The organism is Cellulomonas wangleii (assembly GCF_018388445.1).
GTDB classification, from domain to species: domain Bacteria; phylum Actinomycetota; class Actinomycetes; order Actinomycetales; family Cellulomonadaceae; genus Cellulomonas; species Cellulomonas wangleii.
Window position 1 is genome coordinate 2767877 of record NZ_CP074405.1, and the last position, 18085, is coordinate 2785961.

Genomic DNA, 18085 nt, shown 5'->3' on the forward strand with positions numbered 1-18085 from the left:
TGGTGATGGGGCTGGGGGTGCGCGGCCCGGCCGGCTGACCGGCCGGGCCGCGCGATCGGGTCAGTCGGAGACGCCCGACGCGACCTCGTCAGCCGTCCAGTAGCCCGAGTCCACCAGGAGCGGGGTGATGTCGTCCGTGAACACCGTGTCCACGTCGAGCAGGAACGAGGGCACGACCTTCTTGCCGTTGTCGTACGTCTCGGTGTCGTTCGCCTCGGGCTCGTCGCCGTTGATGAACGCCTCGGTGACCTTGATGGACTGCTCCGCGAGCTTGCGGGTGTCCTTGAAGATCGTCGAGGACTGCACGCCGTCGGCGATGAGCTTGACGGAGGCGACCTCGGCGTCCTGCCCGGTCACGATCGGCAGGCCGGCCTCGATGGTCGGGCCCTGGCCGACGCCCTGCAGGGCGGTGATGATGCCGCGCGAGATGCCGTCGAACGGCGAGAGCACGCCCGCCAGCGTCGAGCCGTCGGAGTACGTGGAGGTCAGCAGGTCCTCCATGCGCTTCTGCGCGGCCTCCTGCGACCAGCGCAGCGTGGCGACGGTGTCGAAGTCGGTCTGCCCGGACTTCACGACGAGCGTGCCGTCGGTGATGTACGGGTCGAGCACCGACATGGCGCCCTCGAAGAAGAACCCGGCGTTGTTGTCGTCCGGCGAGCCGGCGAAGAGCTCGATGTTGAACGGGCCGGTCACGTCGGCGACCTCGGCACCCGCCTCGTCGACGATGCCCATGCCCCGCAGGAGCGCCGTGCCCTGGGCGACGCCGACCGCGAAGTTGTCGAACGTGACGTAGAAGTCGACGTTCTCGCTGTCGCGGATGAGGCGGTCGTAGGCGATGACCGGGATGTTCGCCGCTGCGGCCGCCTCGAGCTGGCTCGTGAGCGCGGTGCCGTCGATCGAGGCGACGATGAGCACGTCGGCGCCGCTCGTGATCATCTGGTCGATCTGCTGGGTCTGCGTGGGGATGTCGTCGCCCGCGTACTGCAGCTCGACCTTGTAGCCGAGCTTCTCCAGGCCGTCCTTGACGGCGTTGCCGTCGGCGATCCACCGCTCGGAGGTCTCGGTGGGCATGGCGACACCGATGGTGATGTCGCTCTTCTCGGCGCCGCCCCCGGCGCCCTCGGTGCTCTCGGTGCTCCCCGCACCGCCGCCGCCGCAGGCGGCCAGGCTCAGCGCCAGCGTGCCTGCTGCTGCCGCCATGGTGATCTTGCGTCGCATCTCGTTCGCTCCTTCTCGTCGTCGAGAGGTTCCGGTCCCGAATTCATCGGGCGTCCGAACGCGGTCGCTGCGCCGCGACCGACCGGAGGCTCCGGCTGCGTCGGGCGTGGACAGGGTCGTCGTCGTCCCGTGCAGTGCCCACACTCTGCTTTCGTTCGGAACCCGAAGTCAACCCACGCAGCCTGTCTCTTGGTTGCGAACTCATCACGACTTGGTGACGGTGCGCCGGACCGGTGGGCGAGAAGGCGACCAACCCACCGAATGCGCACCGGACGCACCCGGCGCAGGAGACCTCGCGGCGGCGTGCGCCCGCACCGCACGGCAGCGGCGGGGCGTACGGGGCACACCCCGTCCGGGCCTCAGGGCCGGACGGCGGCCGGGCGTCGGGGACCGTCCGGGCGCAGCGCGCCCGTGATCGCCGCGAGGATCTGCTCGTACCCGGTGGTGCGGGCGTCGAACGAGCCGTTGTTGCGACCGTGGCGCAGCACCTCGACGCGGTCCGCGACCGACCGCACGTCCGTCATGTTGTGGCTGATGAGGATCACACCCAGACCGAGGTCCCGCAGCCCTTCGATGTGCAGCAGCACCTCCGCGGTCTGGGCCACGGACAAGGCGGCGGTCGGCTCGTCCAGCACGACGATGCGCGGGTCGCCGATGAGCGTGCGCGCGATCGCGACCGCCTGCCGCTGCCCGGCCGACAGGTTCGCCAGCGGCACCCGCACCGAGGGCACACGACTCGTGAGGTCGCGCAGGATGCGCCGGGCCACCTGCTCCATGCGCTCGTCGTCGCGGACGCCGCGGGCGTCGCGCAGCTCGCGGCCGAGGAAGAGGTTGGAGGTGACGTCGAGGTTGTCGCACAGGGCGAGGTCCTGGAAGACGGTCGCCACACCCAGCGCGTGGGCGGCCGCGGGCGTGGGGATGCTCACCGGGACGCCCTCGATCTCGACCAGCCCCGTGTCGGGCGCGAGCACGCCCGCGACCGTCTTGGCCAGCGTCGACTTGCCGGCGCCGTTGTCGCCGACCAGCGCCACCACCTCGTGGCGGTGCACGTCGAGGTCCACCCCGACCAGCGCCTCGACCCCACCGAACCGCTTGCTGATGCCGCGCATCGAGAGCAGCGGAACCCGCGTCCCGTCCGTCATGCTGGACCCACCCGTTCCCCGTCGCGCACGCGTCACGTGCAGTGAATCCCCCAGCCCTTGCGCGGTCAACCCTGTTCGGCACGCCCGTCGGCCGCGGCCGACGCACCGGGCAGGTCCGCCGTCACCCGCACGGGCACGTCCGCAGCGCGCAGGGCCAGCACCAGCGCCCCGACGACCTCGGCGCGCTGCCCCAGCCGGGCCGGCACCACCTCGAGCGGTGCGATCTGGTTGGGAAGGACGCGCCGGCGCACCGACTCGCGCAACGGCCCCAGCAGCACCTCGCCGGTCTCCGACAGCTCACCACCCACCACGACGCACTGCGGGTTGACCGCCGTACCCAGCCCGGCCACCACCGCCCCGATCGCGGCGCCGGCGTCCGCCACCACGCGCACGAACCCGGGATCACCCTGGCGGGTCCGCGCGATGACGTCGCGCAGCGCCAGCGAGCCGTGCGCCGCACGCAGGGGCGCCACCAGTGCGGGCTCCCCCACCACCGTGTCGAGGCAGCCGCGCGAGCCGCACCGGCAGATGTGGCCCGTCGGGTCCACCTGCACGTGCCCGATCTCCCCCGCGGTGCCCGCGAAGCCCCGGTGCACCTGGCCGTTGATGACGATGCCCGCCCCGGTGCCGTACGACGCGCGCACGTACACCGCGTCGCGGTAGCCGCGTGCCGCGCCGAGCGTCGCCTCCGCGAGCGCACCGAGGTTGGCGTCGTTGTCCACGTGCACCGGGCGACCCAGCCGCTTGGTGAGCACCTGGCCCAGGTGCTCCCCCTCCCAGCCCGGCATCACCCCGGGCACCGAGACCATGCCGGTGTCCGTGTCCACGGGGGCGGGCACGCCCACGCCGATCCCCACGACCTCCTCGAGGTCCGAGCCGATGCGCTCCAGCAGGTCCATGACCAGCAGCGCCGCCCGGTCGAGCGTCGTGTCCGACGGGTGCTCGTACGGCAGGGGCAGTGCCTGCTCGGCCACCACCTCGTGCGCGAAGTCGCCGAGCGCGACGCGCAGGTGCCGGTGGCCGACCTGCACCCCCACGACCAGCCCGACGCGCCGCGCGAGCGTGACGAGCTGCGCGCGCCGGCCGCTGCGCGTCGTGACGGCCGTGTCGACGAGCCCCGCGGCGAGCAGCTCCCGGACGATATTCGACACGGTCGCCTGCGACAGCCCGGTCGCGGCGGCGAGCTCGACCTGCGTGAGCCCGCCGTACCGCTGCACCGTCCCGACGACCAGCGCCCTGTTCGCCTCACGCAGGGCGGTCTGCGATCCCGCTGCCGCCCCTCGCCTGCTCACCGTCGCAACCTACCGGCGCGCACGGCCCCCGCCGCGCTGCCGCGCCCCTACTGCGTACCCGCGCGCCGCTTGTTGATCAGGTCGAACGCCACCGCCAGCAGCAGCACCATCCCCTTGATCGCCTGCTGCCACGAGGGGTCGACCGACAGGATGGACAGGCCCATGTTGAGCACGCCCATGATGAGTGCACCGACGATGGCCCCGGCGATCCGTCCGACACCGCCGGTGACGGCGGCACCACCGATGAAGCAGGCGGCGATCGCGTCGAGCTCGAAGTTCGCACCGGCGGCCGCCACGGCGGCGCCCGCCCGCGCGGTCGTCAGGACGGCCGCGACACCCGCGAGCAGGCCGATGTTGACGAAGATCCAGAAGTCGACCTTGCGGGTGTCGACCCCGGACAGCGCCGCCGCCGCGCGGTTGCCGCCGATGGCGTAGATGTGCCGACCGAACACCGTGCGGCCCATGAGGAACGAGTACACGACGACCAGCACGCCGACGATCACCAGGACGATGGGCGTGCCGCCGGCCGAGAACGACAGGATGACCGTCAGGGCCCCGATGCCCGCAGCGATCATCACGAGCTTCGTGACGAACAGGCCGAACGCCTCGACGTGCAGGTCGTGGCGGCGCAGCGCGCGACGCGCCCGCGCCTGCGTGAGCACGATCGCGGCCACCGCGAGCGCCCCGATCACGAGGGTGACGACGTCCATGTCGCCGGCGTACCCCAGGGCGGGTGGCAAGGACCCCTTGGAGATCCGGATGAAGGCCGGCGGCAGGCCCGCGAGGGTCTCGCCGACGATCACCAGCGCGAGCCCGCGGAACACGAGCATGCCGGCGAGCGTCACGATGAACGCGGGGATCCCGACGTACGCGACCCAGAACCCCTGCCAGGCGCCCACCAGCGCACCGACCGCGAGACCCACCAGGACGGCCGCGATCCACGGCAGACCGATCGGGTCGCGCATCGTGACCGCGACGATCCCGCCCACGAACGCGACGACCGACCCGACCGACAGGTCGATGTGACCGGCGACGATCACCATGAGCATGCCGATGGCCAGCACCATGATGTGCGCGTTCTGCTGGAACAGGGCGGCGAGGTTGTTGGGCAGCAGCAGCTTGCCGTCGGTCAGCACCTGGAACAGCAGCACGATGACGACGAGCGCGGCGAAGATGCCGTACTGCCGCGCGTTGCCGCCGAGGCCCTGCAGCCGCTGGGCGACCGAGAACCGGGGGGTGTCCGGCGGCATCGGCGAGGGAACGTTGACGTCGGTGCTGGTGCTCATCGGGCGATCCCGTCCTTGTCCATCGTCATGAAGTGCATGAGGTGCTCCTGGGTCGCGTCGGCCCGGGCCACCTCGCCCGTGACGCACCCCTGGCTGAACGCGTAGATCCGGTCGCAGACGCCGATGAGCTCGGGCAGCTCGGAGGAGATGACCAGGACGCCCTTGCCCTCGTCCGCCAGCCTGTTGATGATCGTGTAGATCTCGTACTTCGCCCCGACGTCGATGCCACGCGTCGGCTCGTCGAGGATCAGGACGTCCGGGTCGGCGTAGATCCACTTGGACAGGACGACCTTCTGCTGGTTGCCGCCCGAGAGCTTGCCCACCAGCGCCGCGATCGTCGGGGTGCGGATGTTGAGCTCCGTGCGGTACTGCTCGGCGACCCTGGCCTCGGCCTCCCGGTCGACGACGCCCCCGCGCGACAGCTTGTCGAGAGCGGCCGCGGAGACGTTGTGCTGCACCGAGTCGATGAGGTTGAGGCCGAACCGCTTGCGGTCCTCGGTCGCGTAGGCGATGCCGTGCGCGATCGCCTGCCGGACGCTCGCCGCGGTGATCTCCCGGCCGTCCTTGTACAGGCGACCGGAGATGCGCGTGCCGTACGAGCGGCCGAAGACGCTCATCGCCAGCTCGGTGCGTCCTGCGCCCATGAGCCCGGCGAGCCCGACGATCTCGCCGCGGCGCACCGTGAGGCCGGCGCCGTCGACGACCTTGCGCGTCTGGTCGACCGGGTGGTGCACGGTCCAGTCCTCGATCCGCAGCACCTCCTCGCCGATGCGGGGCGTGTGCTCGGGGAACCGGTGGTCGAGCGGGCGACCCACCATGCCGCGGATGATGCGCTCCTCGCTGACCGGCTCGCCGCCCCGCATGTCCAGGGACTCCACGGTCCGGCCGTCGCGCAGGATCGTCGTGGTGTCCGCGATCGCCTCGATCTCGTTGAGCTTGTGGCTGATGATGATCGAGGTGATGCCCTGACCGCGCAGCCCCTCGATGAGGCCGAGGAGGTGGGCGCTGTCCTCGTCGTTGAGGGCAGCGGTCGGCTCGTCGAGGATGAGCAGACGGACCTCCTTGGACAGCGCCTTGGCGATCTCGACGAGCTGCTGCTTGCCCACCCCGATGTCGCTGACGCGCGTGTCGGGCCGCTCCGTCAGACCCACGCGCTCGAGCAGCCGGGCGGCCTCGGCGTTGGTGCGGTTCCAGTCCACGACCCCGCGCGCCGCGCGCTCGTTGCCGAGGAAGATGTTCTCGGCGATCGACAGGTACGGGGACAGCGCGAGCTCCTGGTGGATGATGACCACGCCCTGCCGCTCGGAGTCGCGGATGCCGCGGAACTCCTGCACCTGCCCGTCGAGCAGGATGTCGCCCTCGTAGGTGCCGTGCGGGTAGATGCCCGACAGGACCTTCATGAGCGTCGACTTCCCGGCGCCGTTCTCGCCGCAGACCGCGTGGATCTCGCCGCGGCGTACCGCCAGGTTCACGTCGGAGAGGGCCTTGACGCCCGGGAAGGTCTTGGTGATGCCGCGCATCTCGAGGATGTGCTCGGTGTCCATGTGTCCTCGCTGGGTGGTCCGGCCGGGTCCGGCGGCCGGCCGCGCGACCGTGGGGTCGCGCGGCCGGCGCGCTCTCACAGACCGAGCTCGTCGGCGGTGTAGAACTCCGAGTCGACGAGGACCTCGACGTTGTCCGGCGTGATGACCTGCGGGTCGAGGAGGTAGGTCGGGACGACCTTCTCGCCGTTGTCGTAGGTCTCCTCGTCGTTGACCTCGACGGTCTCGCCGTCGAGGATCTGCTGGATCATCGTGGCGACCTGGTCACCCAGCATGCGGGTGTCCTTCCACACCGACATCGACTGCTTGCCGTCGATCATGTTGAGGACGTTCGCCTCGTCCGCGTCCTGCCCGGTGAGCACCGGGTAGTCCGCGCCGGGGGCGTACCCGGCGCCCGCGAGCGCCTGGGCGATGCCGAGCGCGAGGGAGTCGTTGGGCGACAGGACGACGTCGACCTTCGCACCGTCCGCGTAGAACGAGTTCAGGCGGTTCTCCATCTCGGCCTGGGCCGTGTCGGAGACCCAGCCCTGGATCCCGATGGACGTCCAGTCGTCGTTGGACGCCGGTTGCTTGCCCGACGGCACGACGAGCTGGCCGTTGTCGACGTACTCCGAGAGCACGTCCCACGCCCCGGCGAAGAAGAACTTCGCGTTGTTGTCGTCCGGCGACCCGGCGAACGGCTCGAGGTTGAACGGGCCCGCACCGCTCTCGAGGTCGAGCGCCTCGACGATGAACTCCCCCTGCATCGTGCCGACGCGGTAGTTGTCGAAGGTGGCGTAGTAGTCGACGTTCGGCGTGCCGAGCAGCAGACGGTCGTACGCGATGACGGTGACGCCCGCGTCCGCAGCCTGCTGGAGCGTCGGCGCGAGCGCCGTGTCGTCGATCGGCGCGACGACCAGGAAGTCAGCCCCCTGGTTGATCATGTTCTCCAGCTGGGTGACCTGCTGGTCGACCTTGTTGTCGGCGTACTGCAGGCTCGTCTCGTAGCCCGCCTCCTCCAGCAGGCCCTCGAGGTGCGCCCCGTCGCGGTTCCACCGCGGCAGGCTCTTCGTCGGCATCGCGATGCCGACGAAGGTGTCCTCCGCGCTGCCTCCTTCGGTGCTCTCGGTCGCCGAGTCCCGCTCGCTGCTGCAGGCCGCCATGGACCCGACGAGCACACCCGCGGCGACCATCGCGATCGCGCTCTTCTTCCACGCCAGTGACATCGTTGTCGCTCCCTCGTCGTGCCGCAGAGCCGGTCGGGGCACCGGTGGTCCGGGCCTCGCTCCGGCAACGGTGCCGGTCAGCCGGTACGGCTTCGCGTTGCATTCAAGACCTGAACGCTAGGGGTCGGCAAGACCCGTGACCATTCCGTGTCCTGACCGGAACGCCGGGATCGTCCTCGAGCCGTGGCACCCGGCGAACGGCACCTCCCGGGAGCAGCCGGGCGAACGACCGGGTTGTGCCTTCGAGGACTGAAGGCACAACCCGGTGCCGCCTCACCCGCAGAGACCCGGCAGCCAGCGTCCGAGCACCCCGCACGCACCGCGCCACCAGCCGCCGCCGGAGCCGGGGCGCGCGTCCTCGACGAGCACGGCCACGGTCCGCGCCGGGACCACCACGGTCCCGGTCGCCCGGTCGTAGGTGGTCCCCCGCACCACCGGGTCGACCCCGGTCGCCTGCACCGGCGAGAGCGCGTAGCCCCGGCCGGCGAGTGGTTCGACCGTCTGCGTGGTCGGCTCGTCGGACGCGTTGACCACGACCAGCAGTCCGTCGAGCCGCGGGTCCACGTCCGTGGGCGGGCGCCAGGAGCCGGCGCGCCGACGGTCGTCCACGTGCATGACGACCACGCCCGGTGCGGCCTCGGGACCGGACCCGGGGAAGGTGACCTTCTCCTCGATCAGCCGCGCGTCCCCGAGCCGGAACAGGCGCGTCGAGGAGCGCAGCTCCAGCAGCTCGGCGGACGCAGCCGCGGCCGTGGCGATGTCACCGGGTGCGGGCACCAGCGCGGGGTCCGCCAGCAGCGGCTGCTGGAAGCCCCACTTCGCCTCGTTGTCCGGCGCCGGGGGCAGCCCGCGGCCGAAGCCGTTGGTCTGCTGCGACCAGTCGAGCTCGTTGAACCAGTCACCCGAGTCGTAGGAGTTGCGGTCCAGCGACTTGCTGCGCAGCAGGTCGGCTCCCGCGTGCCAGAACGACGGCGTCTGGGCGAGCGTCGCCGTGGCGAGGGACACCGTGTTCATCCGGACCCGGTCCGCCATGGGCGTGTCCTGCGGCAGCTTGAGGTACAGGTTGTCGAACAGCGTCTCGTTGTCGTGCGCGTCGACGTACGTGACGACCTCCTCCGGGGAGTCGGCGTAGCCCGCCGGCTGCCCGTTGTAGTCGAGCTGGTCGCCGCGACGCACCGTGCCGTCGCTCGCGAGCAGCCGGTAGTCCCGCAGGTTGCCCGCCATGCCGAGCCGGACCAGGTCGGCCTGGTGCTGCACCCGCGCGAGCTGCTCGTCCGCGGTGCCGTTGACCGGCGCGCCGTTGGGGTCGGTGAACGCCCCGGAGCCGAAGCCCTGCAGCCGCGGGTCCTCGTCGAACGGGCCGCCGCCGCGCACCGCGTCGCGCAGCCGGTCGGAGAACGTCCCGATGCCCGTCCCGCCCAGCTGCCCCTGCGTGGCCTGCTCGAACAGCCGGTCGTCGGCCACCTCGCCGAAGTTCCAGCCCTCGCCGTACAGGTAGACCGCGGAGCCGTCGACGCCGTCACGCCGCGGGGTCAGGCGGTCGAGCGCGGCACGGACCTTCTCCATCGTCTGGCGCGAGTGGTGGCCCATGAGGTCGAAGCGGAAGCCGTCGACCTTGTGGTCCCGGGCCCACGTGACGACCGAGTCGACCATCATCTTCTCGGCCATGGCGTGCTCGGTGGCCACGTTCTGGCAGCAGGTCGACGTCTCCACCTGACCGGTCGCGTTCAGCCGGTGGTAGTACCCGGGCACGACGCGGTCCAGCACGCTCTTGGCGTCCTGCCCGCTGGCAGCCGTGTGGTTGAACACCTGGTCGAGGACCACCTGCAGGCCGTCGGCGTGCAGCGCCCCGACCATGGACCGGAACTCCGCGATGCGGGCACCCCCGTGGGCGTCGACCGCGTACGAGCCCTCGGGCGCGGTCCAGTGCCACGAGTCGTAGCCCCAGTTGAACGCGTCCTGGCCCGCGACGGCGCGGACGCACTCCTGCTGCTGCGGCGAGTCCGGCGGCAGCTCCGCGAGGTCGCAGCCCGGCGTCGCCTGCGCGTCCCGGTCCTCCTCGATCGACGCGATGTCGAACGTGGGCAGCAGGTGCACGGTCGTCAGCCCCGCGTCGGCCAGCCGCCGCAGGTAGTCGCGGCCGTCGCTGCTGCGCACGGCGAACGCGCCGTACGTGCCGCGCAGCCGCTCGGGCACCGTCTCGTCGGAGATCGAGAAGTCGCGCACGTGCAGCTCGTAGATCGTCTGGTCCACCGGCCGCACGACCGGCAGCCGCGTGCGCTCCCACTGCCGCGGGCGGTAGCGCGGGTCGTCGAGGTCGACGAGCACGCCGTGCGTCGAGCTCGGCGTCAGCGCCACCGCGTACGGGTCGGTGACCCGGTTGACCTCGACCTCCCCCGTCGTGGGCGCGTAGACCGTCACCTCCCACAGGTACGCCGCGCCGGCCCAGGCACGCGGCCCGGCCGCGGTCCACGAGCCGTCGGCCTGCCGCTTCGCGGCGGTCCGCACGGGATCGGCCGACGTGTCGACGGCGCCGCGCCGGTCCGCGGGCCACACCAGCAGGTCGACGTCCTGGGCGGTGGGCGCCCACAGCGCGAGCGACGGCGCGCCCTTGGCCCACGTGGTGCCCAGCGTGCGCTTCACCGCCCGGCTGCCGTACAGGTCGTCGAGCACGCCCGGAACCTGGACGCCGGTGATCGCCTGCGCGACACCGTCGGCGTCCGCCTGCCTCACCAGCAGCTCACCCGTGAGCAGCCGCTCGACCGCGGCGCGGTCGGCGTCGACGCGCAGCGCGAGGTACCCGGCGAGCGCCGGGAACCGGGCGCGCTGGGCTTCGGTCAACCCACCGGGCACGACCGCGAGCGCGACCTCCTCGCCGCCGGTGACCTGCCCGTCGACGACCTCGAGGGTCGCGTCGGCCGCGCCGTGCAGCGTGAAGCCGAGCGTCGTCGGGTCCGTCCCGCTCGGGACGAACGACGCGGGCCAGGCGAGCGTGCGTGCGTCGACCCAGTGCGCGGCGAGCTGCCCGGTGCCGGGAAGGGGCGGGTCCGAGGCCTGCACCGTCAGCACGTGCGTCGCCAGGTCGTACGTGAAGGTGACGGGCGCTCCGCCCGGCACCGAGAAGGCGATGTTCGCGCCGCCGCGGACGCCGTCGACGCCGTAGTTCTCGTCCCACGACAGACCGTGGGCGACCTTGACCTCGTAGGTGCCGGCCGCCAGGTCCGGCAGCGTGAGCGTCGCGGTGCCGTCACCGTCGCCGTCGACCAGGGCGGTCGCCAGGCACGCGGGGTCCCAGTCGGCGGCGCAGCCCGCCTCGCTCTGGTACGAGCCCGGCAGCGTGAGCAGGGCGCCCTGGGCCGACGACGTCACCTGGTGCGTGGTCGCGTCGTACACGAACGTCACCTGCTGCGGGCCGTCGCCCGTGACGGCGTACGTGATGTTGTCGCCGCCCGGGGTGCCGCCCGCGCCGTAGTTCTCGTCCCAGGTGCCCCCCACCGCGACCTTGTACTCGTACGAGCCCGGCGGGAGGGTGAACGTCCCGGAGTACACGAGCCCGTTGGTCGACGTCAGGCGTGCGGCCTCGCACTCCGGCTGCCAGTCGCCCGGGCAGCCCATCGCCGCGTTGTGGCTGCCGGGGACCGTGACGAGCGCGTCGCCGGGGCCGGCCGGCGGCTCGACGCCGTCGACCGCGACCCCGACGCTGCCGTACGTCGACGCCGCGCTGCGGGCGCCGGCCGCGTCCTCACGCACGGCGCGGTACTCCACCAGGGTGCCCGGCGCCAGGTCGGCGACGTCGTGGAAGACGCGCGGCGTGGTGGTCTCGGCGGTGCCGAGCGGCGTCCAGGCGTCGTCGCCGACGACCCGGTAGGCGAACGAGGTGGCTGCCGCCACGTCGTCGGCGACGTCGGCCGCCACGGGCGCGAGGCCGGTGAGTGCCGCCCCCGGCGCGGGCACGGTCAGGGCGATCGCGTCGTCGCCGGTGGCGACGGTCGTGCCGGCCCGCAGGACCGTGGCACCGAACGGCGGGACCGTGAGCGTGACCGCTCCCTCACCGTCGGCGGTGACCGGCGCGCCGTCGACCGCGTCCGTGCCCGACGTCGTGAGCAGCGGCGTGAACGTCGCGCCGGGGGTCAGCGTGTCGAGCGTGACCGTCGCCGGCGCGGCGGCGTTGTTGAGGGCGACCAGGTGCTCGACGTCGTCGTCGCCCACCCGCGAGAAGGCGTACACCGCGCCGTCCGCGTAGCGCTCGACCTGCGCCCCGGTGGTCAGCGCCGGCGTCGCGGCCCGCAGCTCCGCCAGCGCCGCGACGTGCGTGTAGAGCGCCGTGCCCGTGTCGTACCGGTCGACCGAGCCCGCGGGGGTGCCGTCGAGCAGCGCCTGGTCGGCGTACTCGTCGACCTGCGTGGCGAAGAGCGACTGCCGGGCGGCCTTGTCCCCGCCGCTCTGGCCGTCGTCGCCGACGAACCCCTGCTCGTCGCCGTAGTAGACGACGGGCTGGCCGCGCGTCAGGTACATCAGGGAGTGCGCCAGCCCGGAGCGCGCCTGCGGGTCCTCCGCGCCCTTCACGACGTACCCGATGCGGCCCATGTCGTGGTTGCCGAGGAACGTGGGCAGCGCCTGCGCGTTGCTCGTCGGCGTGGTGTAGCGGTCGTCGCTCGCGAACAGCGCCTGCAGCCCCGCGGCGGACAGGCCCTTGGCGTAGTTCGCCGCAGCCGCCTGGAAGGGGAAGTCGAGGACGGCGTTCATGTCGGTCTCACGCACGTAGGGCGCGGTGAGCGCGGCGTCGGCGTCGTAGACCTCGCCGAACATGAAGAAGTCCGGGTTCCCGGCCGCCGCCGCGTGCTGCGCGACCTGCGTGGTGAACACGTCCCAGAACTCACGGTCGACGTGCTTGACCGTGTCGATGCGGAAGCCGTCGACGCCCAGGTCGACCCACGCCTCGTAGACCTCGACGAAGCCGTCGACGACCGTGGGGTGCTCGGTCATGAGGTCGTCGAGCCCGCTGAAGTCCCCGTGCGTGACCGACTCCCCCTCCCACGTCGAGTTCCCGCGGTTGTGGTAGAGCGTCGGGTCGTTGAGCCACGCCGGGACCTTGAGGTCCGCCTCGGCCGGGTCGACCACGGGGGTGTAGGGGAACGACCGCTCCGCGTCGAGCGTCGGGAACTCGCCGGTGCCCGCGAAGTCCGCCGGGTCGAACGGCTCGCCCGTCGCGTCGCGGTACGGCTCGGTCGCCTGGTCGACGTAGTCCTGGGTGCCCTCGGCGTAGTCGATGACGTCGGCCGTGTGGTTCGTGATGATGTCGAAGTAGACCTTGATGCCGCGCGCGTGCGCGTCGTCGATGAGCGCCTCGAGCTCGGCGTTCGTGCCCAGGTGCGGGTCGATCCGCGTGAAGTCCGTGATCCAGTAGCCGTGGTAGCCGGCCGACGCGTCGGCGCCCGTCCCCTGCACCGGGCGGTTGAGGAACGACGGCGTCAGCCAGATCGCGGTGGTGCCCAGCCCCTCGATGTAGTCGAGCCGCTCGCGCAGTCCCGCCAGGTCGCCGCCGTGGTAGAAGCCCTTGTCGGTGGGGTCGAGGCCGGTGGTCAGGCGGTCACCGGTCAGGCCGCCCGTGTCGTTGGTCGGGTCACCGTTCGCGAACCGGTCGGTGAGGACGAAGTAGAAGCTCTCTCCCGCGCCGGCGTCGCGGACCGGGTCGGCGACCAGCGCGGCGTCGGCGTCGGTGTAGCCGCCCGTGAGGTCCTCGACGACCACGGACGTGCGGTGCGTGGCGTCGTCGTAGGTGAACGTGAGGTCGGCAGGGCCGGCGAGCACCAGCGGGGTGTTCGCGTCGGTGCCGTCGGCGCCGTACGACGCGTCCCAGCTGCCGTCGAGCGCCACCTTCCACTCGTGGCTGCCGGCGGGCACCGTGAACGTCGCGGAGAAGCGTCCGGGCACGTCGGTGGGGCCGAGCGTGGTCGCGGCGCAGGCGGGGTCCCAGTCGGCGGCGCAGCCGAGCTCGTCCTGCAGGCTGCCGACCAGCACGACGGACCCGGCGGCGGCCGCGGCGGGCGCCGTGAGCGCGAGGGCACCGCCGGCGGCGACGGCGGCGGCGGCCACCGCGGCGACGAGGCGACGGGCCGTGCGTGGGGCGGGTGGGCGGGGCTGGGGACGGCCGGCCATCGAGACTCCTTCGTCGCGGCACGTCGTCGTGCCGTGGTGGATGTGCAGCGACGGTAACCCGTTGCAAGAACTTGCAGCAAGGGTTTCGGGCAGAGCGGTCGAACCGGAGGAGCCGGGCGACCGGCAAGCGCTCCCCCGACAGGCACGGCCCGCGCCTCGCCCCCGTTGCCGACCACGGCCGGCGAGGGCATCGTGGACGCCACAGGCCCGCGGGGGCCCGGCGACGGTGACGACGACGTCCCGTACGAGGGGGAGGCGGCAGCATGCGCACGGTCCGGCAGACATGGTTCTCGGCGGGCGGCGCGGTCGCCCTGACGCTCGGCCTCGCGGCGAGCGCGTCGGTGCAGGGACAGCCCGACGGGCAGGGCGCGGACCGCGGGCGCGGGAGCCCCGCCACCGCGCGCAACGTCGTGCTGGTGGTCGGCGACGGGCTGGGCATCGCGGCGCGCGAGGCCATCCGGCTCGCCACGGTCGGCCAGGACGGGCAGCTCGCGATGGACGGGCTGCGGTACGCCGGGTGGACCCGCACGGACTCCGCCGACCCGGAGGAGGCCGTCACCGACTCGGCCGCGAGCGCGACCGCGTTCGCCACCGGGGTGCGCACGTACAACGGCGCGGTCTCGGTCGACGTCGACGGCAGGCCCGTGGCCACGCTGCTCGAGCACGCCCAGCGGCTGCGCAAGGCCACGGGCCTGGTCACCACGGCCCAGGTCACCGACGCGACACCCGCCGCCTTCGGGGCGCACGTCCCGGACCGCGGCGACCAGAGCGAGATCGCGCGGCAGTACGTCGAGGTCACGCGTCCCGACGTGATCCTGGGCGGCGGCGAGGACTGGTGGTACCCGGCGGGCGACGAGGGCGCGCACCCGGACGACCCGGACGACCCGCGCCCGGAGGTGTCGCGCAGCACGGCCGGCGACCTCGTCGCCCGTGCGCAGGCGGTCGGCTACGACTACGTGACGAACGCCGAGGAGCTGGCCGCCAGCCGGTCGGGGCGCGTCCTCGGGCTGTTCGCCAACGAGGAGATGTTCGAGCAGGCCCCCGAGGGGCAGGGCGACGAGTACGCCCCCACCGTCCCCCTGGCCACGATGACCGCCAAGGCGCTCGACGTCCTCTCCCGCGACCGGCAGGGCTTCTTCCTGCTGGTGGAGGAGGAGGGCGTCGACGAGATGGCCCACGCGAACAACGCCGCGCGGGCGATCCAGGCGGGGCAGGCGCTCGACGAGACCGTCGCGCTCGTCCGGGAGTTCGCCGAGCGGAACCCCGGCACCCTCGTGGTGGTCGTGGGCGACCACGAGACCGGCGGCCTCGCGGTCGAGAACGTCGACACCGCGGACGAGTCCGGCGACACCGCGAGCACGGAACCCGCCGTCACCCAGAGCCTGGAGGACGGCCCCTTCCCCATCGCGGGCAGCGACCTGCAGTTCACGGTCGACTGGACCACCGGGAGCCACACCGGCGGCGCCACCCCGCTGACGGCGGAGGGCCCCGGCGCGGACCGGCTCGCGCGGTCCCAGCACAGCACCGACGTGTTCGACGTGATCCGGGAGGCCATGCGCGGCCGCCGCTGACCGGGCGCGACGTGGCGTGGGCGGCCGGGCCAGCCCACGCCACGTCGAGACTCCCCGGGAGCAGGTCCCCGAGCCGTCGCGCGCCCGTCAGACGAGCCCGAGCGCCCGCACCGCCTCGCGCTCCTCGACGAGCTCCGCCACGGACGCGTCGATCCGCTCGCGCGAGAACGCGTCGACGTCCAGGTCGGGGACGATCGTGTAGGCGCCGCCGGCCGCGGTCACCGGGAACGACGAGATCAGCCCTTCCGGCACGCCGTACGACCCGTCGGACACCACCCCCGCCGACGTCCAGTCGCCGCTGGGCGTGCCGTGCACCCACGTGTGCACGTGGTCGATCGCCGCGTTCGCGGCCGAGGCCGCCGACGACGCGCCGCGGGCCTCGATGATCGCGGCGCCGCGCTTGGCGACCGTCGGGATGAACGTGTCGCGGACCCACGCGTCGTCGCCGACGACCTCGAGCGCGGGACGCCCCCCGATGGTCGCGTGCGTGAGGTCGGGGTACTGGGTGGCGGAGTGGTTGCCCCAGATCGCGAGGCGCGCGATGTCGTCGATGGCCGCGCCCGTGCGGTGCCGCAGCTGGGCCAGGGCACGGTTGTGGTCGAGCCGCGTCATCGCGGTGAACCGGTCCGCCGGGACGTCGGGCGCGTGGGACGACGCGATGTACGCGTTGGTGTTGGCCGGGTTGCCCACCACCAGGACACGCACGTCGGACGCGGCACCGGCGTTGATCGCCTCACCCTGCGGGCCGAAGATGCCGCCGTTCGCGCTGAGCAGGTCGCCGCGCTCCATGCCCTTGGTCCGCGGACGGGCACCCACCAGCAGCGCGACGTTCACGCCGTCGAACGCAGCCTTCGCGTCGTCGGTGATGTCGATACCGTCGAGCAGGGGGAAGGCGCAGTCGTCGAGCTCCATCGCCACACCCTCGGCGGCCTTCACCGCCGGCGGGATCTCCAGCATGCGCAGCCGCACGGGGGTGTCGGGCCCGAGCAGCTGGCCCGAGGCGATGCGGAAGGCGAGGGCGTACCCGATCTGACCGGCGGCGCCGGTGACGGTGACGACAGCGGGCGTGGAGACGGACACGGACGGGCTCCTTCGATCGGCCGACGGGCGGCGCGACACCCAAGGCGTCGACGCCTGCGTCGAACCTACCGGAGCGGCACGCACGACGGCGCCCTCCCCGGTGGGGAAGGCGCCGTCGTGGCGTGCGGCCGGGCGTCAGCCCAGGCGCGCGGCGAGGTTCTCGTCGAGCGCCGCGAGGAACTCCTCGGTCGTCAGCCACGGCTGCTCGGGGCCGACGAGCATCGCGAGGTCCTTCGTCATCTTGCCGCTCTCGACGGTCTTGATGACGACGTCCTCGAGCGTCTCGGCGAACTGCGTGACCTCGGGCGTGCCGTCCAGCTTGCCGCGGTGCTTCAGGCCACCGGTCCACGCGAAGATCGACGCGATCGGGTTGGTCGACGTCGGCTTGCCGGCCTGGTGCTGGCGGTAGTGGCGCGTGACGGTGCCGTGCGCCGCCTCGGCCTCGACGGTCTTGCCGTCCGGCGTCATGAGCACCGACGTCATCAGGCCCAGCGAGCCGAAGCCCTGCGCGACGGTGTCGGACTGGACGTCGCCGTCGTAGTTCTTGCACGCCCAGACGTAGCCGCCCTCCCACTTCATCGCGGCGGCGACCATGTCGTCGATCAGGCGGTGCTCGTACGTGAGGCCCGCGGCCTCGAACTTGTCCTTGTACTCGGTCTCGAACACCTCGGCGAAGATGTCCTTGAAGGCACCGTCGTACGCCTTGAGGATCGTGTTCTTCGTGGAGAGGTACACCGGGTACCCGCGCTGCAGGCCGTACGAGAACGAGGCGCGCGCGAAGTCGCGGATCGACTCGTTGAAGTTGTACATGCCCATCGCGACGCCGCCCGCCTCGGGCATCGTCACGACCTCGAACTGCTGGGGCTCGGAGCCGTCGGCCGGCTCGAACGTCATCGTGATCTTCCCGGCGCCGGGAACCTTGAAGTTCGTCGACTTGTACTGGTCGCCGTGGGCGTGACGGCCGATGATGATCGGCTTGTTCCAGCCCGGCACCAGCCGCGGGATGTTGGAGATGATGATCGGCTCGCGGAAGACGACGCCGCCGAGGATGTTGCGGATCGTGCCGTTGGGCGAGACCCACATCTTCTTCAGGCCGAACTCCTCGACGCGCGCCTCGTCCGGCGTGATCGTCGCGCACTTGACGCCGACGCCGTGCTCCTTGATGGCGTGCGCGGCGTCGATCGTGACCTGGTCGTCGGTGGCGTCCCGGTTCTGGATCGACAGGTCGTAGTAGCGCAGGTCGATGTCGAGGTACGGGTGGATCAGGCGGTCCTTGATGAACTGCCAGATGATGCGCGTCATCTCGTCGCCGTCGAGCTCGACGACCGGACCGACGACCTTGATCTTCGCCATGCGGGGGCCTGCCTCCTGTGCCGTGGGTGTGGCGGCAAGGTTACTCGACATCGAGAGACCTCGACGGCGACGGCGCGGCAGCCGTCCGCCCCGCGGCCCGCCCTGCGCGCCTGCGGCCCCGGCTGGCATGCTGGTCTTGCGTAGTTCGCCCCAGTGTCGCCCGTGCCACGCCCGTCCACCGGACGCAGCCCGACGGCATCGCGGCACCGACCGGTGGCCCGGCCACCTGACACGACAG

10 protein-coding genes are annotated in these 18085 nt (G+C 72.3%); 1 reads left to right on the forward strand and 9 read right to left on the reverse strand.

Translation table 11 applies throughout. From position 1 onward, the window contains the following. Positions 1–60: 60 nt before the first annotated feature. The 7 genes from chvE (KG103_RS12675) to pulA all read right to left on the reverse strand — a co-directional run bounded on the left by chvE (KG103_RS12675) (position 61) and on the right by pulA (position 13843). A complete protein-coding gene (gene chvE / locus KG103_RS12675; protein WP_207338939.1) occupies positions 61–1218 on the reverse strand; it encodes a multiple monosaccharide ABC transporter substrate-binding protein in 1158 nt (385 codons plus the stop codon). Between the two features lie 359 nt (positions 1219–1577). Further along, a complete protein-coding gene (locus tag KG103_RS12680) occupies positions 1578–2360 on the reverse strand; it encodes an ATP-binding cassette domain-containing protein (protein WP_207338940.1) in 783 nt (260 codons plus the stop codon). Between the two features lie 65 nt (positions 2361–2425). Continuing rightward, positions 2426–3652, reverse strand: a complete 1227-nt coding sequence (locus KG103_RS12685) for an ROK family transcriptional regulator (protein ID WP_207338941.1) — start codon at positions 3650–3652, stop codon at positions 2426–2428. 47 nt (positions 3653–3699) lie between these two features. Continuing rightward, positions 3700–4938, reverse strand: coding sequence for a multiple monosaccharide ABC transporter permease (mmsB, locus tag KG103_RS12690; protein ID WP_207338942.1), 1239 nt, complete (start codon positions 4936–4938; stop codon positions 3700–3702). Then, complete coding sequence (gene mmsA, locus KG103_RS12695; RefSeq protein ID WP_207338943.1) at positions 4935–6482, reverse strand: multiple monosaccharide ABC transporter ATP-binding protein; 1548 nt, start codon at positions 6480–6482, stop codon at positions 4935–4937. The genes mmsB and mmsA overlap by 4 nt, the downstream gene beginning before the upstream one ends. A 74-nt stretch (positions 6483–6556) precedes the next feature. Continuing rightward, positions 6557–7684, reverse strand: a complete 1128-nt coding sequence (gene chvE / locus KG103_RS12700; RefSeq protein WP_207338944.1) for a multiple monosaccharide ABC transporter substrate-binding protein — start codon at positions 7682–7684, stop codon at positions 6557–6559. A 273-nt stretch (positions 7685–7957) separates the two neighbouring features. Then, complete coding sequence (gene pulA / locus KG103_RS12705; protein WP_207338945.1) at positions 7958–13843, reverse strand: pullulanase-type alpha-1,6-glucosidase; 5886 nt, start codon at positions 13841–13843, stop codon at positions 7958–7960. A gap of 263 nt (positions 13844–14106) precedes the next feature. On the opposite strand from pulA, the gene KG103_RS12710 reads away from it, so the two are divergent. Next, positions 14107–15414: an alkaline phosphatase gene (locus tag KG103_RS12710; RefSeq protein WP_207338946.1), complete on the forward strand. Its 1308-nt coding sequence runs from the start codon at positions 14107–14109 to the stop codon at positions 15412–15414. A gap of 87 nt (positions 15415–15501) precedes the next feature. On the opposite strand, the gene KG103_RS12715 is transcribed toward KG103_RS12710, so the two are convergent. Further along, on the reverse strand, positions 15502–16494 hold the full coding sequence (locus KG103_RS12715; RefSeq protein WP_207338947.1) for a malate dehydrogenase: 993 nt from the start codon (positions 16492–16494) through the stop codon (positions 15502–15504). 135 nt (positions 16495–16629) lie between these two features. Further along, entirely contained in the window at positions 16630–17847 is a 1218-nt protein-coding gene (locus KG103_RS12720; protein ID WP_207338948.1) for an NADP-dependent isocitrate dehydrogenase, read from the reverse strand. Positions 17848–18085: the final 238 nt, after the last annotated feature.

What these genes read in the sequence shown, in the direction of transcription:
- chvE (WP_207338944.1), bottom strand. Translation starts at nt 7,684, where the DNA reads ATGTCACTGGCGTGGAAGAAGAGCGCGATCGCGATGGTCGCCGCGGGT.
- KG103_RS12720 (WP_207338948.1), bottom strand. Translation starts at nt 17,847, where the DNA reads ATGGCGAAGATCAAGGTCGTCGGTCCGGTCGTCGAGCTCGACGGCGAC.
- KG103_RS12710 (WP_207338946.1), top strand. Translation starts at nt 14,107, where the DNA reads ATGCGCACGGTCCGGCAGACATGGTTCTCGGCGGGCGGCGCGGTCGCC.
- mmsB (WP_207338942.1), bottom strand. Translation starts at nt 4,938, where the DNA reads ATGAGCACCAGCACCGACGTCAACGTTCCCTCGCCGATGCCGCCGGAC.
- chvE (WP_207338939.1), bottom strand. Translation starts at nt 1,218, where the DNA reads ATGCGACGCAAGATCACCATGGCGGCAGCAGCAGGCACGCTGGCGCTG.
- pulA (WP_207338945.1), bottom strand. Translation starts at nt 13,843, where the DNA reads ATGGCCGGCCGTCCCCAGCCCCGCCCACCCGCCCCACGCACGGCCCGT.
- mmsA (WP_207338943.1), bottom strand. Translation starts at nt 6,482, where the DNA reads ATGGACACCGAGCACATCCTCGAGATGCGCGGCATCACCAAGACCTTC.
- KG103_RS12680 (WP_207338940.1), bottom strand. Translation starts at nt 2,360, where the DNA reads ATGACGGACGGGACGCGGGTTCCGCTGCTCTCGATGCGCGGCATCAGC.